This window comes from Nonomuraea sp. NPDC049152, assembly GCF_040648355.1.
In the GTDB taxonomy this organism is placed as follows: Bacteria; Actinomycetota; Actinomycetes; order Streptosporangiales; family Streptosporangiaceae; genus Nonomuraea.
The window spans coordinates 26,343-48,415 of sequence record NZ_JBEZDO010000023.1 but is presented as its reverse complement, the minus strand read 5'-3'; the positions used below and the strand labels follow the sequence as shown (position 1 = coordinate 48,415).

At 69.8% G+C, this 22,073-nt stretch carries 20 protein-coding genes and 1 pseudogene; 7 read left to right on the top strand and 14 right to left on the bottom strand.

Annotated features, from left to right (window positions below; all coding sequences use genetic code 11):
• Window positions 1–56: 56 nt before the first annotated feature.
• Window positions 57–476: pseudogene (locus AB0B45_RS34225) on the top strand (Clp protease N-terminal domain-containing protein); the annotation flags it as partial.
• 173 nt (window positions 477–649) lie between these two features.
• On the opposite strand, the gene AB0B45_RS34220 reads toward AB0B45_RS34225, so the two are convergent.
• Window positions 650–1,666 carry a GNAT family N-acetyltransferase gene (locus AB0B45_RS34220; protein ID WP_358139014.1) on the bottom strand — a complete coding sequence of 339 codons (1,017 nt, stop codon included), beginning with the start codon at window positions 1,664–1,666 and terminating at the stop codon, window positions 650–652.
• 107 nt (window positions 1,667–1,773) lie between these two features.
• Between AB0B45_RS34220 and AB0B45_RS34215 the strand changes: the two genes are divergently transcribed.
• Together AB0B45_RS34215 and AB0B45_RS34210 are read left to right on the top strand one after the other, a co-directional pair.
• Entirely contained in the window at window positions 1,774–3,168 is a 1,395-nt protein-coding gene (locus AB0B45_RS34215) for an FAD-dependent oxidoreductase (protein ID WP_358139012.1), read from the top strand.
• An 11-nt stretch (window positions 3,169–3,179) separates the two neighbouring features.
• On the top strand, window positions 3,180–4,787 hold the full coding sequence (locus tag AB0B45_RS34210) for an amidohydrolase (protein ID WP_358139009.1): 1,608 nt from the start codon (window positions 3,180–3,182) through the stop codon (window positions 4,785–4,787).
• Window positions 4,788–4,999: 212 nt separating this feature from the next.
• On the opposite strand, the gene AB0B45_RS34205 is transcribed toward AB0B45_RS34210, so the two are convergent.
• The 5 genes from AB0B45_RS34205 to gap all read right to left on the bottom strand — a co-directional run bounded on the left by AB0B45_RS34205 (window position 5,000) and on the right by gap (window position 8,756).
• Window positions 5,000–5,344 (bottom strand): RNA polymerase-binding protein RbpA, encoded by a 345-nt coding sequence (locus AB0B45_RS34205; RefSeq protein WP_183661989.1) that lies wholly within the window; start codon window positions 5,342–5,344, stop codon window positions 5,000–5,002.
• A gap of 69 nt (window positions 5,345–5,413) precedes the next feature.
• Entirely contained in the window at window positions 5,414–5,644 is a 231-nt protein-coding gene (gene secG, locus AB0B45_RS34200) for a preprotein translocase subunit SecG (protein ID WP_358139007.1), read from the bottom strand.
• Between the two features lie 98 nt (window positions 5,645–5,742).
• A complete protein-coding gene (tpiA, locus tag AB0B45_RS34195; protein ID WP_358139005.1) occupies window positions 5,743–6,525 on the bottom strand; it encodes a triose-phosphate isomerase in 783 nt (260 codons plus the stop codon).
• Between the two features lie 48 nt (window positions 6,526–6,573).
• Window positions 6,574–7,752: a phosphoglycerate kinase gene (locus tag AB0B45_RS34190; protein WP_358139003.1), complete on the bottom strand. Its 1,179-nt coding sequence runs from the start codon at window positions 7,750–7,752 to the stop codon at window positions 6,574–6,576.
• Complete coding sequence (gene gap / locus AB0B45_RS34185; protein WP_358139001.1) at window positions 7,752–8,756, bottom strand: type I glyceraldehyde-3-phosphate dehydrogenase; 1,005 nt, start codon at window positions 8,754–8,756, stop codon at window positions 7,752–7,754. The genes AB0B45_RS34190 and gap overlap by 1 nt, the downstream gene beginning before the upstream one ends.
• A gap of 186 nt (window positions 8,757–8,942) precedes the next feature.
• On the opposite strand from gap, the gene AB0B45_RS34180 reads away from it, so the two are divergent.
• Window positions 8,943–9,440, top strand: a complete 498-nt coding sequence (locus tag AB0B45_RS34180; protein ID WP_358138999.1) for a hypothetical protein — start codon at window positions 8,943–8,945, stop codon at window positions 9,438–9,440.
• A gap of 430 nt (window positions 9,441–9,870) precedes the next feature.
• On the opposite strand, the gene whiA is transcribed toward AB0B45_RS34180, so the two are convergent.
• The 7 genes from whiA to AB0B45_RS34145 all read right to left on the bottom strand — a co-directional run bounded on the left by whiA (window position 9,871) and on the right by AB0B45_RS34145 (window position 16,621).
• Complete coding sequence (gene whiA, locus AB0B45_RS34175; RefSeq protein WP_358138997.1) at window positions 9,871–10,851, bottom strand: DNA-binding protein WhiA; 981 nt, start codon at window positions 10,849–10,851, stop codon at window positions 9,871–9,873.
• Window positions 10,852–10,923: 72 nt separating this feature from the next.
• Window positions 10,924–11,841 (bottom strand): uridine diphosphate-N-acetylglucosamine-binding protein YvcK, encoded by a 918-nt coding sequence (gene yvcK / locus AB0B45_RS34170; RefSeq protein WP_358139336.1) that lies wholly within the window; start codon window positions 11,839–11,841, stop codon window positions 10,924–10,926.
• Between the two features lie 206 nt (window positions 11,842–12,047).
• Window positions 12,048–12,935, bottom strand: a complete 888-nt coding sequence (gene rapZ / locus AB0B45_RS34165) for an RNase adapter RapZ (RefSeq protein ID WP_358138995.1) — start codon at window positions 12,933–12,935, stop codon at window positions 12,048–12,050.
• A gap of 8 nt (window positions 12,936–12,943) precedes the next feature.
• Window positions 12,944–14,851, bottom strand: coding sequence for an excinuclease ABC subunit UvrC (gene uvrC / locus AB0B45_RS34160; protein ID WP_358138993.1), 1,908 nt, complete (start codon window positions 14,849–14,851; stop codon window positions 12,944–12,946).
• A gap of 229 nt (window positions 14,852–15,080) precedes the next feature.
• Window positions 15,081–15,548: a Rieske (2Fe-2S) protein gene (locus tag AB0B45_RS34155; protein ID WP_358138991.1), complete on the bottom strand. Its 468-nt coding sequence runs from the start codon at window positions 15,546–15,548 to the stop codon at window positions 15,081–15,083.
• A 49-nt stretch (window positions 15,549–15,597) separates the two neighbouring features.
• On the bottom strand, window positions 15,598–16,074 hold the full coding sequence (locus AB0B45_RS34150) for a Rieske (2Fe-2S) protein (protein WP_358138989.1): 477 nt from the start codon (window positions 16,072–16,074) through the stop codon (window positions 15,598–15,600).
• Window positions 16,075–16,183: 109 nt separating this feature from the next.
• A complete protein-coding gene (locus AB0B45_RS34145) occupies window positions 16,184–16,621 on the bottom strand; it encodes a Rieske (2Fe-2S) protein (RefSeq protein ID WP_358138987.1) in 438 nt (145 codons plus the stop codon).
• A gap of 161 nt (window positions 16,622–16,782) precedes the next feature.
• Here AB0B45_RS34145 and AB0B45_RS34140 point away from each other — a divergent pair, with 161 nt between their 5' ends.
• Window positions 16,783–17,487: a DUF2306 domain-containing protein gene (locus AB0B45_RS34140; RefSeq protein WP_358138985.1), complete on the top strand. Its 705-nt coding sequence runs from the start codon at window positions 16,783–16,785 to the stop codon at window positions 17,485–17,487.
• A gap of 46 nt (window positions 17,488–17,533) precedes the next feature.
• Here AB0B45_RS34140 and uvrA read toward each other — a convergent pair whose 3' ends face one another.
• Window positions 17,534–20,374 (bottom strand): excinuclease ABC subunit UvrA, encoded by a 2,841-nt coding sequence (uvrA, locus tag AB0B45_RS34135; protein ID WP_358138983.1) that lies wholly within the window; start codon window positions 20,372–20,374, stop codon window positions 17,534–17,536.
• A gap of 178 nt (window positions 20,375–20,552) precedes the next feature.
• On the opposite strand from uvrA, the gene AB0B45_RS34130 reads away from it, so the two are divergent.
• Together AB0B45_RS34130 and AB0B45_RS34125 are read left to right on the top strand one after the other, a co-directional pair.
• On the top strand, window positions 20,553–21,341 hold the full coding sequence (locus tag AB0B45_RS34130) for a maleylpyruvate isomerase family mycothiol-dependent enzyme (RefSeq protein WP_358138981.1): 789 nt from the start codon (window positions 20,553–20,555) through the stop codon (window positions 21,339–21,341).
• Entirely contained in the window at window positions 21,338–21,994 is a 657-nt protein-coding gene (locus tag AB0B45_RS34125) for an MBL fold metallo-hydrolase (RefSeq protein WP_358138979.1), read from the top strand. Before AB0B45_RS34130 ends, AB0B45_RS34125 begins: the two co-directional genes overlap by 4 nt.
• The last annotated feature ends 79 nt before the right edge of the window (window positions 21,995–22,073 follow it).

Genomic DNA, 22,073 nt, shown 5'->3' with positions numbered 1-22,073 from the left:
CCACATCGCCGGATTTGTAGCGCATAGTGGAAGCAGCCAACTCGAGCGGAGGCCCCGTGTTCGAGCGCTTCACCGACCGCGCCCGCAGGGTGGTCGTCCTGGCCCAGGAAGAGGCCAGGACGCTCAACCACGACTACATCGGCACCGAGCATCTGCTCCTGGGCCTGCTCCACGAGGACGACAGCATCGCGGCGATGGTCCTCCAGGACTGCGGCGCCGACCTCGGCGAGCTGCGCGACGCGATCGAGGAGATCATCGGACAGGGCTCCTCGCCGCCGGGAGGTCACATCCCCTTCACGCCGCGCGCCAAGAAGGTGCTCGAGCTCTCGCTGCGCGAAGCCCTTCAGCTCGGCCACCACTACATCGGCACCGAGCACGTCCTGCTCGGGCTCATCCACGAGGGCCAGGGCGTCGCCGCCCAGGTGCTCGTCGCCAGGGGGCTCGACCTGAACAGGCTCAGGCAGCGGGTGGTCCAGAAACTCGGCTCCGCGTCCCCGAGGGACCGGCTGCAGCTCGACCACAGGCTCCAGCAGATCCAGGAGAGCCTCGACAGGATCGAGCGCCGCCTGGACGCCATGGGCGCGCCGCCCGACACCAAGGACAGCGGCGACTCCAAGGACGCGGGCGAAGCCGACGCGGCCGGCGAGGCCTAGACCAGCGCGCCCACCGCCAGCCGGGCCTCCACGACGCCTGGGTCCTCGGTGTAACTCAGCGTGGCGCCCAGCGAGATCATCAGCCGGCGCATGCGCGTGTTGTCCGACAGCAGGGTGGCCCGGACCTCGGCGAAGCCGAGGTCACGCGCCTCCTGCACCAGCATCCTGGCCAGCGCCGCGCCCAGACCGCGCCCCTGCCGGCGGTCCTCGACGAGCACGGCCATCTCGGCGATGCCCGGGTCAGGTGTGAACATCAAGCTGGCGAGCGCGACGACCTGTCCGTCGTGACCGGCCACGATGGAGTGCCCGCGGGTACGGTCGCACAGCCGCTCGAACACCCGGGGCGGCAGCGCGGGCATCGAGGTGAAGTAGCGGAACCTGCGGCTCTCCGGCGAGCACCTGTCGTGCAGGTCCTTGACGGCCTCGCGGTAGATCGCGGTGAGCGGCCTGACCTCGACCTCCGTGCCGTCGGCCAGCCTGACGCGCCGCTCGGTCCCGACCGGGTCGGCGGCCGGCTGGGCCAGCCGTACGAACGAGGCGGCGCGGGCGGCCTCGGTCAGCGTGAAGGGCAGCTCGCTCCTGCGCACCTTGATGGCGCGCTTGGCGGCCACGGGGACGATCAGGAGGGTCGGGTCGGGAAGATCGCGCACGGCGTCACCATAGACCCAGCGGGCGTCGTCCGCGCGCAGAAGCTCGGCCAGCAACTCGGGCAGCCGCCACGGCGCTGCGCGCAGGCGCGAGGCCAGCAGCAGCGCCCTGGTGGGCTCGTCGGTCAGCTCGTGCGCCGTGGCCGCGACGACCTGGACGCGGCGGCCGCCCGCCGACTCCAGCGCCGCCCTGACCGCCTCGGGGCTGGCGGGAATGTCCGCGACGAACTCGTCGACCGTGCCATCGGTGTCGGGCTGGACGCTCAGCCCCAGGATGTTGCCGCCCCGCTCGGCGAGCGCCGTGGCCAGCGAGGCCAGCCTTCCGGGCCGTTCGTCGACCGTGGTACGGATGCGCAGAAATCCCATGACGTCAGGATGTGCGACGTTTGTTACAGCTACCGACTGAAAGTGTTTCATCACGAATTTCGTAGCGGGATGCACGAAGATATGCGGATATAGCAGGATGTTGCCTCATGAGTACGCGAGTTCCTTCGTTCACCGACGACTTCGTCAACGGAGACGTCTCCTTCTGGCATCGCTCCCTTGGTGATCCCTCCTCCGGTCCGGCCCTCGACGGCGACCGCAGGGCCGACGTGGTGATCGTGGGCGCGGGCTACACGGGGCTCTGGACGGCGTACTACCTCAAGCGGGCCAGGCCCTCCCTCGACGTGGTGGTGCTGGAGAAGGAGTTCGCCGGGTTCGGCGCCTCCGGGCGCAACGGCGGCTGGCTGACCGGCGACCTGGCCGGCACGCACGAGCGCTACGCCAAGACGCACGGCGTGGAGGCGACCAGGCTGCTGCAGCGCGAGATGTACTCCTCCATCGACGAGGTGATCGAGGTCTGCGCCAAGGAGGGCATCGACGCCGACATCGTCAAGGGCGGGGTGCTCAACGTCGCCAGAGGCAGCGCGCAGGCGAGCAGGCTGCGCGCCTCGGTCGCCGCGGGCGCGCAGTGGGGCGTCGAGGCGGAGCTGCTGTCCCCCGAGGAGCGTGACGCCAGGCTGCGCGTGGCCGGCGCGGTCCAGGCCTCGTGGAGCCCGCACTGTGCCAGGATCCACCCCGGCAAGCTGGTGCGGGGCCTCGCCAGGACCGTCAGGGAGTCGGGAGTGGAGATCTTCGAGCGCACGCCGGTCGACGAGATCGCGCCGCACCGGGCCGTCACACCGTACGGCACGGTCACCGCCGACTACGTGATCAGGGCCACCGAGGGCTTCACCGCCACGATCAAGGGCCTGCGGCGCCAGTGGCTGCCCATGAACAGCTCCATGATCGTCACGGAGCCGCTGCCGGACGGCTTCTGGGAGCAGGTCGGATGGGAGGGCGCCGAGCTGCTCGGCGACCTGGCCCACTACTACATGTACGCCCAGCGCACCGCCGACGGCCGCATCGCCTTCGGCGGCAGGGGCAAGCCCTACCTGTACGGCTCGCGCGTGGACGCCAGAGGCCACACCCACGACTGGACCATCGAGGCCCTGTGGTCGCTGCTGGTCGACTTCTTCCCCGCCGCGGCCCCCGCCAAGATCGCCCACGCCTGGTCGGGCGTGCTCGGCGTGCCGCGCGACTGGTGCTCCACCGTCCACGTGGACCACGCCACGGGCCTCGGCTGGGCGGGCGGCTACACCGGCCACGGCGTCACCACGACGAACCTGGCCGGCCGTACCCTCCGCGACCTGATCCTGGACGAGCCGAGCAGGCTCACGGGTCTGCCGTGGGTGGGCCGCGAGGTGCGCGCGTGGGAGCCGGAGCCGCTGCGCTGGCTCGGCGTCCACTCCATGTACCGCCTCTACCGCGCGGCCGACGCGCGCGAGCGCTCGATGCGCCGCACATCCTCCCTTGCCCGCTTCGCCGATCTCATCACCGGTCACTGAAGGAGTCCCTGTTGCACACCCTCTTCCGCGGCGGCCGCGTCTTCACCGCCACCGGATCCTCCACCACCGACGACGCCGTGCTCGTGCGCGACGGCGTGATCGTGGCCGTCGGCGCCGAGGCCGACCTGGTACGGCAGGCGCCCGCGCACGAGACGGTCGACCTCGACGGCGGCCTGCTCATGCCCGGCGTCACGGACGCGCACGTCCACCCCGTGCAGGCGGGCCTCGAACACGCCAAATGCGACCTGTCGGAGATCTACGGGCTCGACGCCTACGTGGCGGCGATCGCGGCCTACGCGGACCGCTGCGACAAGGAGTGGATCGACGGCGGCGGCTGGGACATGTCCGCCTTCCCCGGCGGCCTGCCGCACCGCTCCCAGCTCGACTTCCTCGACCGGCCCGCCTACCTGATCCAGCGCGACCACCATGCCGCCTGGGTCAACACGCGCGCGCTGGAGCTGGCAGGCATCACCCGTGAGACGCCCGACCCCGCCGACGGCAGGATCGAGCGCGACGCCGACGGCACCCCGAGCGGCGTGCTGCACGAAGGCGCGATGGACCTGGTGGGTCTGCTCACCCCCCGCCCGACCTCCGACGACATGGACGCCGCGCTCGTGACGGCGCAGCGGCATCTGTTCTCGCTCGGCATCACCGGCTGGCAGGACGCGATCGTCGGCTCCTACGCGGGCTCCGACGACCAGCTGCCCACCTACCTGTCGGCGGCCAAGGCTGGACGGCTGAAGGCGCGCGTCGTCGGCGCGCTGTGGTGGGACCGCGCCCAGGGCGCCGAGCAGATCGACTCGCTGATCGAGCGCAGGGCCATGGCCGAGGGCCTGGACAGGTTCAGCGCGGGCGCGGTGAAGATCATGCAGGACGGTATCACCGAGAACTTCACCGCCGCGGTGATCGAGCCGTACTGCAGGTGCGGCGGCACCGGCCTGTCCTACGTCGACCCTGCCAAGCTGCGCGGGTATGTCGCCGAGCTCGACAGGCACGGCTTCCAGGTGCACTTCCACGCCATCGGCGAGCGGGCCGTACGGGAGGCGCTGGACAGCTTCGAAGGCACCTCACCCGCCAACCGGCACCACATCGCGCACCTGCAGATCATCGAGCCCTCCGACGTGCCGCGCTTCGCCGCGCTCGGCGTGACCGCGAACCTGCAGCCGCTGTGGGCCACCCACCACGCGCAGATGGACGAGCTGACGCTGCCCTTCCTCGGAGAGGAGCGTTCGGGCTGGCAGTACCCGTTCGCGTCGCTGCTGTCGCACGGGACGCGGTTGTGCGCGGGCAGCGACTGGCCGGTCTCGAACGCCGACCCGATCCAGGGGATGCACGTGGCGGTCAACCGTACCGAGCCAGGGGGCTCCGTCCACGCCGGCTACCCGACCGCGCAGACGCCGTTCCTGCCGGGCGAGCGGATCGATCTGGCGGCCGCGATGACCGCCTACACGGCGGGCTCGGCGTGGATCAACCGCTCGCCCGCGGGAACGATCGAGCCGGGCCGTCCCGCCGACCTGGTCGTCCTCGACCGCGACCCGTTCGCGCTGCCGTCCTCCGAGATCTGGACGGCCCGGGTGCGGCTGACCTTCGTCGACGGCGAACCGGTCTACCAGCGCTAGCCTCCACGCCCCCGCAGGACGCCCTGCGGGGGCCTCCCACTGCGCCCAGTGGCTCCCCTCCGGACAGTGGTTCCCTCCCGACAGTGGCTCCCCTCCGGACGAACCGCGCACCGGGCGATGACGGGAGGCCGCCGTCGAAGGTCCCGGACACCCGGCAGGACAACGCGAAGACCCCGGCCTGTATGGACCGGGGTCTTCGGGGTTCGGAAGTCCTACCAGGGGGACTTGTTGGCGCGCAGGCGCTCGAGGGCCTCCTCGAGGATCGCCTTGCCGTCCTTGTCGCTCCTGCGCTCCTTCACGTAGGCCAGGTGCGTCTTGTACGGCTCGTTCCTCGGGGGAGCCGGCGGCGCCGCCTCATCCTGGCCGGCCGGAAGGCCGCAGCGGGGGCAGTCCCAGGTCTCGGGGACCGCCGCGTCGCTGGCGAAGCTGGGGCGCGTCTCATGCATGTTGGCGCACCAGAACGAGACCCGCACTCTCGGAGCTGCCTCGCCGCGCTCGGCCTCCCCCATAGGGCCGGCGCCGACTCGGCTGCCACGGATCGCGTTGCCACTACCCACGGATGAACTCCTCGCTCGATCGCCCCGCGTGCGGCGGGGGGAGAATCACTGTCACGCGTTGACGTGCTGTCAGGGCTTGAGCAGCAGGCCAAGGGCGATGATGCAGACGAACCACACGATGCCGGTGATGATGGTCAGCCGGTCGAGGTTACGCTCCACCACCGAGGAACCGCCGAAGTTCGACGAGAAGCCGCCGCCGAACATGTCGGACAGACCTCCGCCCTTACCCTTGTGGAGCAGCACCAGCAGGATCATGAGGCAGCTCGCCAGGATGAGGGCGATGGAGATTCCGATAGTCACCGTAGACCCGTTCTTTCAATGCTCTGTTCGCGCGACGATTCAAACTTGCTTCTAGAGGGTACGACCTGCTGTCAAGTCGCACCCTCCGAACGCTGCAGTCAGCCAGACATTTCGCCGAAACGGCAGATCTTGACGTACTCCCCTGCATCGAGGCTTGCACCGCCCACGAGGGCGCCGTCGATGTCGGGTTGAGCCATGATCCCGGCGATGTTGTCAGACTTGACCGAGCCTCCGTAAAGGATACGGATGCCAGCGGCCACTTCGGGCGTGTAGAGCGCGGCGAGTCGTGCTCGAAGCGCGCTGCACACCTCCTGTGCGTCTTGCGGAGTGGCCACCTCGCCGGTGCCGATCGCCCAGACCGGTTCGTAGGCCACCACTATCGATTTTGCCTGCTCTTCGCTGATTCCGCGCATAGCGGCCTCAAGTTGTGCCTCGCAGTGGCCCGTCTGGTTCTGCGCCTGGCGTATCTCGAGGGTCTCCCCGACACACAGGATCGGCGTCAGGGAGTGGCGGTAGGCGGCCAGGACCTTGGCGTTGACGAGATCGTCGTCCTCATGGTGGTACTGCCGCCGCTCGGAGTGGCCGATGGTCACGAAGGTGCAACCGAGTTTGGCCAGCATCGCGCCCGATATCTCACCGGTGTACGCGCCGGCGTCGTGCCGGGACAGGTCCTGCGAGCCGTAGACGATCCGCAGCTTGTCGCCGTCGACCAGCGTCTGCACGCTGCGCAGGTCGGTGAACGGCGGCAGCACCGCCACGTCGACCTTGTCGAAGTCCTTGTCGTTGAGTGCGAAAGCCAGCTTCTGGACCAGCGCGATGGCCTCGAGGTGGTTGAGGTTCATCTTCCAGTTGCCGGCGATGAGCGGCTTGCGGGTGCTCAACGCTCGCTCACCGCGCATCCACGCTCGCTGCGTCGGATTCGCTGCACGTCAGTCCTCCAGGACGGCCAGGCCGGGCAGGGTCTTGCCTTCGAGATACTCGAGGCTAGCCCCACCACCGGTGGAAATGTGGGAGAAGCCGTCCTCGGGCAAGCCGAGCTTGCGCACGGCGGCCGCCGAGTCACCGCCGCCGACCACGGTGAAGGCATCCGAAGCGACCAACGCCTCGGCCACCGCGCGGGTCCCGCCGGCGAACGCGTCGAACTCGAACACGCCCATCGGGCCGTTCCAGAAGACGGTGCGCGCGTCGGCCAGCTTGCTCGCGAACAGCTCGCGGCTCTTGGGGCCGATGTCGAGCCCCTCGCGGTCGGCCGGGATGGCGGTGGCCTCGACCACCTCGTAGTCCGCGTCCTCGGCGAAGTGCGTGGCGGCCAGCACGTCGACGGGCAGCACGAGCTCGACGCCGCGCTTGGCGGCCTCGTTGAGGAAGCCGCGCACCTGGTCGAGCTGGTCCTCCTGCAGCAGCGACCCGCCGACCTCGTAGCCCTGGGCCTTGAGGAAGGTGTAGGCCATGCCGCCGCCGATGAGCAGCCTGTCGACCTTGGTCAGCAGGTTGGCGATGACGCCGAGCTTGTCGGAGACCTTCGCGCCGCCGAGCACGACCACGTAGGGCCGTTCGAGGTCGTCGGTGAGCTTCCTGAGCACCTCGACCTCGGCCACGATGAGCTTGCCCGCCGCGTGCGGCAGCAGCTGCGGCACGTCGTAGACGCTGGCGTGCTTACGGTGCACGGCGCCGAAGCCGTCGCCGACGTACAGCTCGGCGAGGCCGGCCAGCCGCTCGGCGAAGGCGCGCCTGACGGCGTCGTCCTTGGACTCCTCGCCTGGCTCGAAGCGCAGGTTCTCCAGCAGGGCCACCTGGCCGTCCTGGAGGCCTTCGACCGTCTCGGTGCCGATGACCTCGGGTGAGAAGGCGACCTCCTGTCCCAGCAGCTCGCTCAGGCGCTTGGCGACGGGCCTGAGGGAGTACTTGGGGTTCGGCTCGCCCTTGGGACGGCCCAGGTGGGCGCAGACGATCACCTTCGCGCCGCGCTCCACCAGAGTGCTGATCGTCGGCACCGACGCGCGGATGCGGCCGTCGTCGGTGATCGTCTCCCCGTCGAGGGGGACGTTGAGGTCGGCGCGCACGAGGACGCGCCGTCCCTTCACGTCGAGATCGTCGAGCGTGCGCATCAGAGGTCAGCGCCCACCAGCTGGATGAGGTCGGCGAGGCGGTTGGAGTAGCCCCACTCGTTGTCGTACCAGCCGACGACCTTCACCTGGTTGCCGATGACCTTGGTCAGGCCGGCGTCGAAAATGCAGGAGGCCGGGTCGGTGACGATGTCGCTGGAGACGATCTCGTCCTCGGTGTAGGTGAGGATGCCCTTGAGGGGACCCTCGGCGGCGGCCTTGACGGCGGCGTTGACCTCCTCGACGGTGACCTCGCGGGCCAGGTCGACGGTCAGGTCGGTGGCCGAGCCCGTGGGGATCGGCACGCGCATCGCGAAGCCGTCGAGCTTGCCCTTCAGCTCGGGCAGCACCAGGCCGATGGCCTTGGCGGCGCCGGTGGAGGTCGGGACCACGTTGAGGGCGGCGGCGCGGGCGCGGCGCAGGTCCTTGTGCGGGCCGTCCTGCAGGTTCTGGTCCTGCGTGTAGGCGTGGATGGTGGTCATCAGCCCCTTCTCGATGGTGAAGGAGTCGTGGAGGACCTTGGCCATCGGGGCCAGGCAGTTGGTGGTGCACGATGCGTTGGAGATGATCGTGTGCGCGGCGGGGTCGTACTTGTCCTGGTTGACGCCCATCACGATGGTGATGTCCTCGCCCTTGGCGGGCGCAGAGATGATCACCTTCTTGGCGCCGTTGTCGGCGTGCACCTTGGCCTTGGCGGCGTCGGTGAACAGACCGGTCGACTCCACCACGACGTCGACGCCCAGGTCACCCCACGGCAGCTTGGCGGGGTCACGCTCTTCGAAAACCTTGATGGCCTTGCCGTCAACGGTGATCTCGTCGCTCGAAGCCTTCACCTCGTACGGCAGGCGGCCCAGGATGCTGTCGTACTTCAGCAAGTGGGCGAGCGTCGCGTTGTCGGTCAGGTCGTTGACCGCGACGATCTCGATGTCCTTGCCGCTGGCGGCGACCGCTCGCCAGAAATTGCGGCCGATGCGACCGAAGCCGTTGACGCCTACGCGGATGCTCACGGAACCGTCTCCTCGTACGTGAATGGCGGGCAGAAACCTCAATCGCAAACACTATCGGACGTAAATTGGTTTAGACCACGTGAGGTCCCACCCTGTTTTTCGTCGATCACCACACGTCATTTGCCCTAGTCGAGTAAAGTGCCCGACTCGTTACTGTCAACATGTCTCTATTCCTAGGACCTCACAATGACCCAGCAGAAGTCAGGACTGGTCCCCGGCATCCTCATGGGCCTGGTGGCCATGCTCGTCGGCGCGGGCGTCCACGGGGCCGTCATCGGCGTCACGGAGTACAACCTCGGCATCGTCGCCGTGCTGGTGGGCGTGCTCGTCGGCCTCGGCATGACGGCCGTCAAACCGTCCAGCGCCGTCCTGCCGTCGCTGGCCGCGCTCTTCGGCCTCGTCGGAGCCGCCCTCGGCACCACGATCGGAGTGATAGCGCTCACCGTGAAGGCCGACCCCGGCACCGGCTACGTGACCGCGGCCCGCACGGTCGTCACGCAGTTCGACAGGGTGATCCAGGCCGACCTGGTGGTCGTGCTGTTCTGGGTGATCAGCGCGGTCGCGGCGTTCGCGTTCGTGAACAAGCGCGTCAAGGCCGTCAGAGCGGCCCAGGCCGCCGCCGCGGAGCCACCCGCCGCTCCCCCTCAGGAGCCGGTCGACCTGTTCACCCCCAGGAACCGCTGACCTCCCCCGGGAGCCACCCCCACTCCGAGGAACGGCGCCGCCCCACCCACGCCGGCCCCGGCCGCCCCGGAAGCCCCCAGAACCCCCGGAAGCCCCCCAGAACGGCCCGCGCCGCCAGACCCACCCGGCAGAACCCACGCTGAACAGCCCTCCGGTAGAACCCGCGCCCACCCGAGCAGACCTCACGAGCACTCCAGCGCATCCCACCCGGCAGACCCCACCCACCCGAACAGAACTCGTGGGCGCTCCGCCAGCTCCCGCTCAGCCGGAAGATCCGTCGGCCGCCCCTGGCGAGTCCGGTAGACATCGTGGGCGGTTCGGGGGCAGTTCGGCCCATCAGGTGGGGTAGACCCGCCAGCGCCCGCCCCGTTCATCCCGAACCGCCGATGAGCGGTCCGCGGGCACCGTGGGGGGACGGTGCCCGCACGGCTCATGGAGCGAGCATCTCCACGGTCAGGTTGGCCTCGGTGTTGGGGATGCCCAGGTCGGAGGCGCGCTTGTCGGCCATCGCCAGCAGCCTCCTGATGCGGCCCGCGATCGCGTCCTTGGTCAGCGGAGGGTCGGCGATCTGCCCCAGCTCCTCCAGCGAGGCCTGCTTGTGCTCCACCCGCAGCCGGCCAGCGATGACCAGGTGGTCGGGCGCGTCGTCGCCAAGGATCTCCAGGGCCCGCTGCACCCGCGCGCCCGCGGCCACGGCCGCGCGCGCCGAACGCCGCAGGTTGGCGTCGTCGAAGTTGGCAAGCCTGTTGGCGGTCGCGCGCACCTCGCGTCGCATCCGCCGCTCCTCCCACGCCAGCACGCTGTCGTGGGCGCCGAGTCTGGTCAGCAGCGCGCTGATCGCGTCGCCGTCCCGCACGACCACCCTGTCGACCCCGCGCACCTCGCGCGCCTTGGCGTGGATCTTGAGCCGCCGTGCCGATCCCACCAGCGCGAGCGCCGCCTCGGGCCCGGGGCAGGTCACCTCCAGCGACATCGAACGGCCCGGCTCGGTCAGCGACCCGTGGGCGAGGAAGGCCCCCCGCCAGGCCGCCTCCGCGTCACAGGAGGCCCCCGCCACCACCTGGCGGGGCAGACCCCTGACCGGGCGGCCGTGGTTGTCGATCAGGCCGGTCTGCCTGGCCAGCGCCTCGCCGTCGCGGTAGACGCGCACGACGTAGCGCGAGCCCTTGCGCAGCCCCGCGGGAGCGAGCACGAGCACCTCGGCCTTGTGGCCGAAGACCTCGCCGATGTCCTTGATCAGCCGGCGGGCGGTGGCGTTGGTGTCGAGCTCGGCCTCGATCACGATGCGGCCGCCCACGAGGTGCAGCCCGCTCGCGAAGCGCAGCAGCGTGGACACCTCGGCCTTGCGGCAGCAAGGCTTGAGCACCGGCAGTCGGCTCAGCTCGTCCTTCACCACACCTGTCATTGCCATAAGCGTTAGTCCTCCCCCATACAGACCGGCTCCCAAGAAGTCTCTCGCACCTTCGCGCGGCGCCGACCAGGATCAACGCTTCTGGAGGAAAATCTCGTCCAGGACGGAGGCAAGACGTCGTGGGTCATGCCTCGGCGAGCCGTCCTCGGCCGCCACGACGGCCGTGACCACCCGGCCGCCCAACGCGGCGGCGGCCTTCTCCAGCGCGTCGAGATCGTCGACCACCCCGGTGTCGGCCAGGATCACGTCCACCGTGAGGTCGGGCGCGTGCTGCCTGAGCACCTCCAGGTGTTGTTGGGGTGAGAAGTCGTCGGTCTCGCCCGCCTGAGGGGCGAGGTTGAGCGTCACCAGCCGCCGTGCCCTCGTGACATGGAGCGCCTCGGCCAGCTCCGGCACCTTCAGGTGCGGCAGCACGCTGGTGAACCACGATCCGGGGCCGAAGACGACCCAGTCGGCGTCGAGGATCGCCTGGACGGCCTCAGGACGCGCGGGCGGATTCTCCGGCACCAGCGAGATGGCCTGGACCCTGCCCGGGGTGAGCGCGCACGCCACCTGGCCGCGCACGGTCGAGATCACGCCGTCGAGCTCGACCTCGGCGACGATGTCGAGCGGCACCGAGGCCATCGGCAGCACCCTGCCGTGGGCGCCGAGCAGCCGCCCCACCCAGTCGAGCCCCGCGACCGGGTCGCCCAGCAGCTCCCACAGCGCCACGATCAGCAGGTTGCCCACGGCGTGCCCGTGGAGGTCGCCCTCGCTCCTGAACCGGTGCTGGACCACCTCGCTCCAGGTGCTGCCCCATTCGTCGTCGCCGCACAGCGCGGCCAGCGCCATCCGCAGGTCTCCCGGTGGCAGCACGCCGAGCTCGCGCCTGAGCCTGCCGCTGGAGCCGCCGTCGTCGGCCACGGTCACGACGGCGGTCAGCTCGTCCGTCACGGTCCGCAGCGCCGTCAGCGAGGCGTAGAGCCCGTGCCCGCCGCCCAGCGCGACCACCTTCGGCCGACGGCCCACTCGCCCGCCATCCGAAGCCCGCACGTCTTCCCGAACTCCGTCGACCGGGCCCTCTGCCATTGCCGGGATCTCGGGACCCGAACCCTGTGCGTCCAGCTGGACCTCATCCTCCGGACGCCGCGCATCCGGCCGGACCACCCGGTCCGGGCCGTGCGCATCCTGTCTGGCTACGATTCGCTGCTCATCCGTCACTCCCGGCCCACATCCCGGTGACTCACCTGGACCTCCATCCCGCGGTCGCGCAACCGGTCACCGAGTTGCTCGGCCATGGCCACGCTGCGGTGCTTGCCGCCGGTGCAGCCCACCGCCAGCGTCGCGTAGCTCTTGCCCTCGCGCGAGTATCCGGACGCGACGATCTTGAACGCCTCCTCGTAGGCGTCGAGGAACTCCTTGGCCCCCGCCTGTCCGAGGACGTAGTCGCGCACGGGGGCGTCGAGGCCGTTCATCGGCCGCAGCTCGGGCACCCAGTGCGGGTTGGGCAGGAAGCGGCAGTCGACGACGAGGTCGGCGTCGACGGGCAGGCCGTACTTGAAGCCGAAGGAGACCACGTTGACGCGCAGTCCAGGCCTGTTGTCGCCGCCGAAGTAGGCGACGATCTTGTTGCGCAGTTCGTGGACGTTGTGCGACGAGGTGTCTATCACCAGGTCGGCGTTGGCGCGCACCTCCCGCAGAATGCCGCGCTCGCGTGCGATGCCGTCGACCAGCCTGCCCTCGCCCTGCAGCGGGTGCGGCCTGCGGACGTTCTCGAACCTGCGCACCAGCTCCTCGTCGCTGGCCTCGAGGAACACCACGCGGACGCGCACGCCGCGCCCCTCCAGCTCCTCGATCGCCGCGTTGAGGTCGGTGGTGAACGCCAGGCTCCGCACGTCGACCACGGCCGCCACCTTGTCGGCGGCCAGCTTGACCCTGCCCGCCTCCTCGGCCATGGCGAACAGCAACCCCGGCGGCAGGTTGTCGATGACGAACCAGCCCAAGTCCTCAAGCGCCTTGGCCGCGGTGCTGCGCCCGGCGCCTGACATGCCGGTCACGATGACGAACGCGGTCTCGGCGCGTCCTTGATGCTCTGGGCTGCTCATAACCCTCACTACTCCTGGGCAAGCCTCGACACGATCACCTCTGCGGTCGCACGGCCGACGCCGGGAACCTCGCAGATCTCGGCCACTGTGGCCTCACGCAGCCGCTTCACGGAGCCGAAATGCTTGAGCAACGCCTGCCTACGGGCCGGGCCGAGGCCAGGCACGCCGTCGAGCGCGCTCTCCTTCACCGTCTTGGACCGCTTGGATCGATGGTAGGTGATGGCGAAGCGATGTGCCTCGTCGCGGACTCGTTGCAGCAGGTAGAGGCCCTCGCTGGCGCGCGGCAGGATGACCGGCTGGTCGTCTCCCGGCAGCCAGACCTCCTCCAGGCGCTTGGCGAGCCCGCACACCGCCACGTCGTCGACGCCGAGCTCGTCGAGCGCCCGCTGTGCCGCCGCCGCTTGCGGCCCCGCGCCGTCGACCACCACCAGATTGGGCGGATAGGCGAACTTGCGCGGCTTGCCGGTCTCCGGGTCGATCGGCCCGTGCCCGTGCTCGTCCTCGGCCGTCAGCTCGCCGGTGGCCGAGCGCTCCTCCAGGTAGCGCTTGAACCTGCGAGTGATCACCTCGTGGATGGAGGCGACATCGCCTTCCTTCGTCCGTACGGCGAAGCGGCGGTACTCGCTCTTGCGCGCGAGCCCGTCCTCGAACACCACCATCGACGCCACGACGTTCTCCCCCTGCAGGTGGGACACGTCGTAGCACTCGATGCGCAGCGGCGCCTGGTCCAGATCGAGCGAGTCGGCGATCTCCTGCAGCGCCTTGCTCCGCGTCGTCAGATCGCTGGCCCTGCGGATCTTGTGCTGGGCCAGGGACTCCTTGGCGTTGCGCTCGACGGTCTCCATCAGCGACTTCTTGTCGCCCCGCTGCGGCACCCTCACCTCCACCCTGGCGCCGCGCTGCTCGGTCAGCAGCTCGGTGACGGCGTCGGCGTCCGGCGGCAGCGCGGGAACCAGCACCTCCTTGGGGATCTCGCCCTCGGCGTAGATCTGCAGCAGGAAGTGCTCGACCAACTCACCGGGCGTGGTCTCCTCGACCTTGTCGACCACCCAGCCCCGCTGGCCCCTGATGCGCCCGCCGCGCACGTAGAACACCTGGACGGCCGCCTCCAGCGGATCCTCCGCCAGGGCGATCACGTCGGCGTCGGTGGCGTCGCCGAGCACGACCGCCTGCTTCTCCAGCGCGCGCTGCAGTGCCTGGATGTCGTCGCGGATCCGCGCGGCCCGCTCGTACTCCTGCTCGGTGGCCGCAGCGCGCATGTCCTGTTCGAGACGCTTGATGAAGCGGCCCGTGTTGCCCGCCATGAAGTCGCAGAAGTCCTCGGCCAGGTCGCGGTGCTCCTGCGGGGTCACCCTGGCGACGCAGGGGGCCGAGCACTTGTCGATGTAGCCGAGCAGGCACGGCCTGCCGATCTGTCCTGCCCGCTTGAAGACGCCGGCCGAGCAGGTGCGCACAGGGAAGACCCGCAGCAGCAGGTCGACCGTCTCACGGATGGCCCATGCGTGAGAATAGGGCCCGAAGTAGCGGGTGCCCTTCTTCTTCGCCCCGCGCATCACCTGCACGCGCGGGAACTCCTCGCCCATGGTGACCGCGAGGTAGGGGTAGGACTTGTCGTCGCGGTACTTGACGTTGAAACGCGGGTCGAACTCCTTGATCCAGGAGTATTCGAGCTGGAGCGCCTCGACCTCGGTGCCGACGACCGTCCAGTCAACGCTCGCCGCTGTGGTGAGCATGGTCTGGGTGCGCGGGTGCAGCCCCGCGAAGTCGGCGAAGTAGGAATTGAGCCGCTGACGCAGGCTCTTCGCCTTGCCCACGTAGATCACCCGGGAGTTGGCGTCCCGGAACCGGTAGACCCCTGGGGAATCGGGGATCGACCCCGGCTTCGGCCGGAAACTCAAGGTGCTCGCCACGTTCAAAAGCCTATAGGCCGCCACCGACAACCAAGAGCGATCCAGCGTCCGCCCATCGGACCTTCAATCCGGCTGACCGCGTTCCCCGTCTCCCGCAGCGAAGCGGGCGCCCCCACCCGTCTCCATCGGGCCACCACCCCAGAGCGGGGTTCCTACCGCCTTCGAATCGTCACCCCCGGCCCGATGGGAGCGCCCCGCCGTACCCGAAGGCCCTCGGGTACGGCGGGGCGACACCTCACGCCAGCGTGATCGAGTCTCCGTCGACCTTGATCGGCACCTCGGCCAGCGGCGCGGTCGCGGGGCCGCCCTTGACCGACCCGTCCTCGATGCTGAACTTGCTCCCGTGACACGGGCAGTCGATCGTCCCGTCGCCGACCGACGCCACAGGACAGCCCTTGTGGGTGCAGATCGCGCTGAAGCACTTGAACTGCCCGGCCGCCGGCTGGGTCACGACGACCTTCTGCTCCTTGAAGATCGTCCCGCCTCCGACGGGGACGTCGGCCGCGGTCGTGAGGGCGCCGCCGCCCGAGCCGGTCGAGGCGGATGCCGAGGCCGACGCGGACGGTGCCGCCGAGCTTTCCTGCGCCTGGGGCGCCGCACTGGTCGCGCCGCCATCGCCACCGCACGCGGCGAGCACCATGGTGAGGCCACCCGCTCCCACGCCGGCGATGACGGTCCTGCGGCTCTGAAGATCTTCTGCCATGCGGTCAAACCAACCGCAGACTGCTGAGAAAAATGTGAAAGAACGAGCTCTATGCCAACGAAATCGAGTCGCCCTCGACGGTGATCTCCTTCTCGGCCAGCGGCTTGGCCGCGGGACCGTTGGCGACGGAACCGTCGGCGATGTTGAACTTGCTGCCGTGGCACGGGCAGTTGATCGTGCCGTTCGAGACGCTGGCGACCGTGCATCCCTGGTGGGTGCACACAGCCGTGAAGCACTTGAACTCACCCGCCGTGGGCTGCGTCACCACGACCTTCTTGTTCGCGAAGACCTTGCCGCCGCCCTCGGGGATGTCGGCCGTGCTCGCCAGTTCGCCACCACCGGCCTTCTTGGACTTCGGCTGCGCCGACTCCGACTCGGCGGGCTTCGCCTCGCCGGAGCCGCTCGCCGCGGGCTCGGCCGCCGTGTCCCCGGCGGGCTGGCCGTAGCTCGCGCACGCGGTGAGCAACGCCCCCAGGCCCGCACCCCCGGCCCCCAGCATCACCGCGCGACGTGTCGTCTCTGCCATGGTCACCCTCCCAGGATCGCTGTCTCTCTCAGTTACGGCCGGCGCAGCCGCACCGGTTCAGCCTCTCCCGTGGCGGCCTCGGGGGTCCATGCACATTTACCGTTTCACCTTACAAAATGATGATGCCGTCGCCCTCGACCTTGAGAGGGAACTCCGCCAGCGAGCCCTGCGCGGGGCCCTTCAGGCACTTTCCCGAGTCGGCGGCGAACTCGCTGCCATGGCACGGGCAGGTCATGACCCCGTCCTGGGGGCGTCCCACGGCGCAGCCGCGGTGCGGGCACTTGGCGGTGAACGCCTTGAACACTCCCGACGTGGGCTGGGTGATCACGATCTTCCACTCCTGGATGACCTTGCCGCCGCCCACGGGCACATCGGCCTTCTGCGCGATGACCTTGCCCTTGATGCCCGGCGGCACCGCCGCCTTCGCGGACCCCTCCGACCCGCCGCACCCCGCCAGCGCGACCCCGCACACGGCCACGCCCGTCGCGCCCAGCATCTCGCGCCGCCCGATCCCGGGCATGCCGCGGCCCCGCTCCTCGCCTGCCATGTCGCCCCTCCACCGTCCCCCGACGCCCATGTCAGGCCGGGCCTTTACCTGCTCTTCAGCTTATTGAGACCACCCGTCGGTCCCGCATCCGGCCCCATGCGGCGGCCGACGGTCAGCGGACGGTGCTCCGGCGGTCAGCGGGGGCGCGGATGGTGAGGGGCATGACGACCACAACCGCTCCTCCCGTCCGTAGAGAGCGTGCCTCCCGCCCGCGCTGGTGGCGGCGGCCGTGGGTGGCTCCGCTCGCCGTCGTGGCCATCGCGTTCGTCGCGTTCTCGCTGCCGCCGTACGTCTCGCTCGATCCGGCGCAGTCGCGGGTGCCCCCGCCGTACCCGTGGTACTACGCCGTGCTGTCCGTGCACGTGGTGCTGGGCTCGATCGCGATGCTGGCCTGCTGCCTGCAGGTATGGCCCTGGTTCAGGCAGCGTCACCGGCGGGCGCACCGCGTCGTCGGCCGCGTGTACGTGCTCATCCAGTTGCCCGCGGGCGTGCTCGCGCTGGTACTGGCGTGGGTCACGCCGTTCGGGCCCGTGGCGATGGCCAGTTCCCTGCTCATGGCGCCGCTGTGGATGGCCTGCACGATCACCGGATGGCGGATGGCCAGGCAGCGCAGGTTCGCCGAGCACCGCCGCTGGATGGTCCGCAGCTTCGCCCTGACCATGTCGATCATCACGAACCGGATCTGGGGCGTGGTCGCGATGGTGCTGCTGGCCCCTTCGACCCCCGCGGGCGGCGAGCAGCAGCTCATGCAGACGGTCGCGGGCCTGAGCACGTGGCTGGGGTGGACGATCCCGCTGCTGGTCGCCGAGTGGTGGCTGCAGCGCGGCGACGTGGCCAGGGATCGGGCCCGGGTTCGCGCACGTTGAAGTCGGTAGGGGCGGCGCGCAACGCGCCGCCTCCACCGGTGACCGTTCAGACCGAGAGGATCTTCCGCAGGAAGCGGCCCGTGTGACTCTCGTCCACGAGGGCCACCTCCTCGGGGGTGCCCGCCGCGACCAGCGTGCCGCCACGGGAGCCGCCCTCGGGACCCATGTCGATGACCCAGTCGGCGGTCTTGATCACGTCGAGGTTGTGCTCGATCACGATCACCGTGTTGCCGCCGTCGACCAGCCGCCCGAGCACGCCGAGCAGCCGCCTGATGTCCTCGAAGTGCAGACCGGTGGTCGGCTCGTCGAGCACGTAGATCGTGCGGCCCGTCTGGCGTCGCTGCAGTTCGGAGGCGAGTTTGACGCGCTGCGCCTCGCCGCCCGACAGCGTGGTGGCCGGCTGCCCGAGCCTGACGTAGCCGAGACCGACGTCGTTGAGCGTCTGCAGGTGCCGCCTGATCGCGGGGATCGCCTCGAAGAAGGACAGCGCCTCCTCGATCGGCATGTCGAGGACTTCGGAGATGGTCTTGCCCTTGTAGTGGACCTCCAGCGTCTCCCTGTTGTAGCGGGCGCCGTGGCAGACCTCGCAGGGGACATAGACGTCCGGCAGGAAGTTCATCTCGATCTTGATGGTGCCGTCGCCCGCGCACGCCTCGCAGCGGCCGCCCTTGACGTTGAAGCTGAAGCGGCCGGGCTGGTAGCCGCGCACCTTGGCCTCGGTGGTCGCCGCGAACAGCTTGCGGACGTGGTCGAAGACGCCGGTGTAGGTCGCGGGGTTGGAGCGCGGGGTGCGGCCGATCGGCGACTGGTCGACGTGGACGACCTTGTCGACCTGGTCCATGCCGTTGACCCTGGAGTGGCGCCCCGGCACCGTGCGGGCGCCGTTGAGCTCCTTGGCCAGGGCGTTGTAGAGGATGTCGTTGACCAGGGTCGACTTGCCCGAACCCGACACTCCGGTGACGGCGGTGAACACGCTGAGGGGGAAGTCGATGTCGACGCCCTTCAGGTTGTGCTCGCGCGCGCCCTTCACCGTGAGCTGCCGCTTCTTGTCGCGCTTGCGGCGCTTGGCGGGAACGGCGATCGCCCTGCGGCCCGACAGGTAGGCGCCCGTCATCGACTCCTCGCTGTCGAGGAGGTCCTGTACGGTGCCCGAGACGACGACCTGGCCGCCGTGCTCGCCCGCGCCAGGACCGATGTCGACCACCCAGTCGGCGGCGGCGATGGTGTCCTCGTCGTGCTCGACGACGATCAGCGTGTTGCCCATGTCGCGCAGCCTGATGAGGGTGTCGAGCAGCCTCATGTTGTCGCGCTGGTGCAGGCCGATGGACGGCTCGTCGAGGACGTAGAGCACGCCGACCAGACCCGAGCCGATCTGCGTGGCCAGGCGGATGCGCTGCGCCTCGCCACCCGCGAGCGTGCCGGCGGCGCGGTCCATGGTGAGGTAGTCGAGACCGACGTCGAGCAGGAAGCCCATGCGGGCGTTGATCTCCTTGACCACCCGCTCGGCGATCTGCATGTCGCGCTCGGACAGCTTCAGCGCGGCGAGGAACTTGGCGCACTCGCCGATCGACATGCCCGACACCTCGGCGATGGACTTGTCGGCGACCGTGACGGCCAGCGATACCGGCTTGAGCCTGGCGCCCGCGCAGGTCGGGCACGGGATCTCGCGCATGTAGCCCTCGAAGCGCTCGCGCGAGGAGTCGCTCTCGGCCTCGGCGTGCCTGCGCTGCACCCAGGGGATGACGCCCTCGTAGGTGGTGTAGTAGGCGCGCTGCCTGCCGTACCTGTTGCTGTAGCGGACGTGGACCTGCTCGTCGTGGCCGTAGAGCAGCGACTTCTGCGCCTTCTTCGGCAGCCGCTCCCACGGGGTGTCGAGGTTGAAGCCCATGGCCAGGCCGAGCGCCTCGATGAGGCGGATGAAGTATTCGCTGGTGTGGCCGCCCGCCCACGGGTTGAGCGCGCCGTCGCCGAGGGTCTTCTCCGGGTCGGGCACGACGAGGTCGGGGTCGACCTCCATCTTCGTGCCGAGGCCCGTGCACTCGGGGCAGGCGCCGAAGGGCGAGTTGAAGGAGAACGAACGCGGCTCGAGCTCCTCGAACGACAGGTCGTCGTAGGGGCAGTAGAGGTGCTCGGAGTAGAAGCGCTCGCGGCCGGGGTCGCTCTCGGGCAGATCGACGAACTCCAGCGTGATCGTGCCGCCGGACAGCTGCAGCGCGGTCTCCACCGAGTCGGTCAGCCGCCTGCGCGAGGACTCCTTCACCGACAGCCGGTCGACGATGACCTCGATGTCGTGCTTCTCGTACTTCTTCAGCGTCGGCGGCTCCTCCAGGCGGATCACCGTGCCGTCGACCCTCGCCCTGGCGTAGCCCTTGGTCTGCAGCTCGCGGAACAGCTCGGCGTACTCGCCCTTGCGGCCCCTGATGACCGGGGCGAGCACCTGGAAGCGGGTGCCCTCCTCCAGCTCCATCACCCTGTCGACGATCTGCTGCGGCGTCTGCCTGGCGATGGGGCGGGCGCAGGCGGGGCAGTGGGGCTTGCCGATGCGCGCCCACAGCAGTCGCAGGTAGTCGTAGACCTCGGTGATCGTGCCGACCGTCGAGCGGGGGTTGCGGCTGGTCGACTTCTGGTCGATGGAGACCGCGGGAGAAAGGCCCTCGATGAAGTCGACGTCGGGCTTGTCCATCTGGCCGAGGAACTGGCGGGCGTAGGACGACAGGGACTCGACGTAGCGGCGCTGACCCTCGGCGAAGATCGTGTCGAAGGCCAGGCTCGACTTGCCCGAACCGGAGAGCCCGGTGAAGACGATCAGGGAGTCTCGCGGAAGGTCGAGCGAGACGTCCTTGAGGTTGTGTTCTCGTGCGCCACGCACGATCAAACGGTCTGCCACGGTGATCCCGACGTCGAAGGTGTTGATAGGTCCACGGGGGATGGTAGAGGGAGGGTACGACAATTTCGGGGGTCCGCTGGCGCCCCGTCGGAAACTTCCCTCACCAGGGTACGGCTTTCTCCCGAGCCGGTACCGGTCCTTGGAAGTTCAACCACGTGAACTGCGGCATTATGCCCGCATGACGGTTCTCACCACGCTGCGCGCCGAGATCGCCGCCGCCACCGACCGCTTCATCGCCACGGTGGCCGGGCTCGGCGACGCCGACGTCGCCGCGCCATCCCTGCTGCCCGGCTGGAGCAGAGGCCATGTCATCACCCACGTCGCCCGTAACGCCGACAGCCTCGGCAACCTGCTGAGCTGGGCCAGGACGGGCATCGAGACGCCCCAGTATCCCGACCCCGGCAGTCGGGCGGCCGGCATCGAGGCGGGAGCCGCGCGCTCAGCCGCCGAGCAGCGCGCGGACCTGGCCGACAGCGCCGCGCGGCTGGCCGCCGCCGTCGAGGGGCTGCCCGAGCGGGCCTGGTCGGCGCCGGTGTCCGCGCTCAGGCCACCACCGCACCCCGCTTGGTATGTCCTGGTACGGCGCGTGCGGGAGCTGGAGCTCCACCATGTGGACCTGGGCGCGGGATACACCCCCGCCGACTGGCCCGGCGCGTTCGTGCGCAGGGAGCTGCACGACTGCCTGGCCTGCTGGCCGTACGGCAAGAGCACGGTCGGCGGCATCGTTTTCACCGACCCCGTGGATGAGTGGAGCGGGCTGGGGAAGGGACCGGTGGTGCGAGGTGAGGCCCGTGGGGTGCTTGCCTGGCTGACCGGGCGGTCGGCTGGCCAGGGGATTAGGGTGGTGCGAGAGGAGCCGGGCGCCGCATCCGAGGAGGTACCTCCACCGCCACCGTGGCTGAGCATGCCCGCTCCGGCGGACCTCCCCTCGGCGCCTCCTGACACCTATCCAGAGGAGAGCCCATGACCTACACCGGCGATGTCCAGGTCGGCGGCCCCGCCGACGTCCGGGAGCTGCCCAAGCTGACCATCACCAAGCTCGCCGTGGGCCCGTTCGACAACAACGCCTACCTGCTGCGCTGCGCCGAGACCGGCGAGGGGCTGCTCATCGACGCGGCGGCCGACGCCGACAGGATCCTGGCGCTGACGTCGGACCAGCCGATCGCCACGGTCGTCACCACGCACCAGCACGGCGACCACTGGCAGGCGTTGGAGCAGGTGGTCAAGGCGACCGGCGCGACGACGGTCGCCCACCCGCTCGACGCGGACGCGCTGCCGGTCCCCGTCGACCGGCTGGTGGAGCACGGCGACAGCGTCACCGTGGGCGTGGTCACGCTGGAAGTGATCCATCTGCGGGGCCACACGCCCGGCTCGATCGCGCTGCTGTACGACGGCGGCGACGGCGAGCAGCACCTGTTCACCGGCGACTCGCTGTTCCCTGGCGGCGTGGGCAACACGTGGAAGGACCCCGAGCGGTTCGAGCAGCTCTACTCCGACGTCGTGGAGCGTGTCTTCGACCGGCTGCCCGACGAGACGTGGGTGTACCCGGGCCACGGCAAGGACACCACGCTCGGCGCCGAGCGTCCCTCGCTGCCGGAGTGGAAGGCCCGCGGCTGGTGAGACTCCCCCGGTACGGCGGGCGGCCCGCCTGCCGTACCCGTGCTCACCGCAGGTCGGCACGGAGCCTGCAGGTGGACAG

Bases quoted from the DNA above. Each gene is read 5' to 3' on its own strand.
- AB0B45_RS34125 (WP_358138979.1), top strand. From the start codon at position 21,338: ATGACCTACACCGGCGATGTCCAGGTCGGCGGCCCCGCCGACGTCCGG.
- AB0B45_RS34155 (WP_358138991.1), bottom strand. From the start codon at position 15,548: ATGGCAGAAGATCTTCAGAGCCGCAGGACCGTCATCGCCGGCGTGGGA.
- AB0B45_RS34180 (WP_358138999.1), top strand. From the start codon at position 8,943: ATGACCCAGCAGAAGTCAGGACTGGTCCCCGGCATCCTCATGGGCCTG.
- AB0B45_RS34220 (WP_358139014.1), bottom strand. From the start codon at position 1,666: ATGGGATTTCTGCGCATCCGTACCACGGTCGACGAACGGCCCGGAAGG.
- rapZ (WP_358138995.1), bottom strand. From the start codon at position 12,935: ATGAGCAGCCCAGAGCATCAAGGACGCGCCGAGACCGCGTTCGTCATC.
- whiA (WP_358138997.1), bottom strand. From the start codon at position 10,851: ATGGCAATGACAGGTGTGGTGAAGGACGAGCTGAGCCGACTGCCGGTG.
- AB0B45_RS34150 (WP_358138989.1), bottom strand. From the start codon at position 16,074: ATGGCAGAGACGACACGTCGCGCGGTGATGCTGGGGGCCGGGGGTGCG.
- AB0B45_RS34130 (WP_358138981.1), top strand. From the start codon at position 20,553: ATGACGGTTCTCACCACGCTGCGCGCCGAGATCGCCGCCGCCACCGAC.
- AB0B45_RS34215 (WP_358139012.1), top strand. From the start codon at position 1,774: ATGAGTACGCGAGTTCCTTCGTTCACCGACGACTTCGTCAACGGAGAC.
- AB0B45_RS34145 (WP_358138987.1), bottom strand. From the start codon at position 16,621: ATGGCAGGCGAGGAGCGGGGCCGCGGCATGCCCGGGATCGGGCGGCGC.
- AB0B45_RS34190 (WP_358139003.1), bottom strand. From the start codon at position 7,752: ATGCGCACGCTCGACGATCTCGACGTGAAGGGACGGCGCGTCCTCGTG.
- AB0B45_RS34140 (WP_358138985.1), top strand. From the start codon at position 16,783: ATGACGACCACAACCGCTCCTCCCGTCCGTAGAGAGCGTGCCTCCCGC.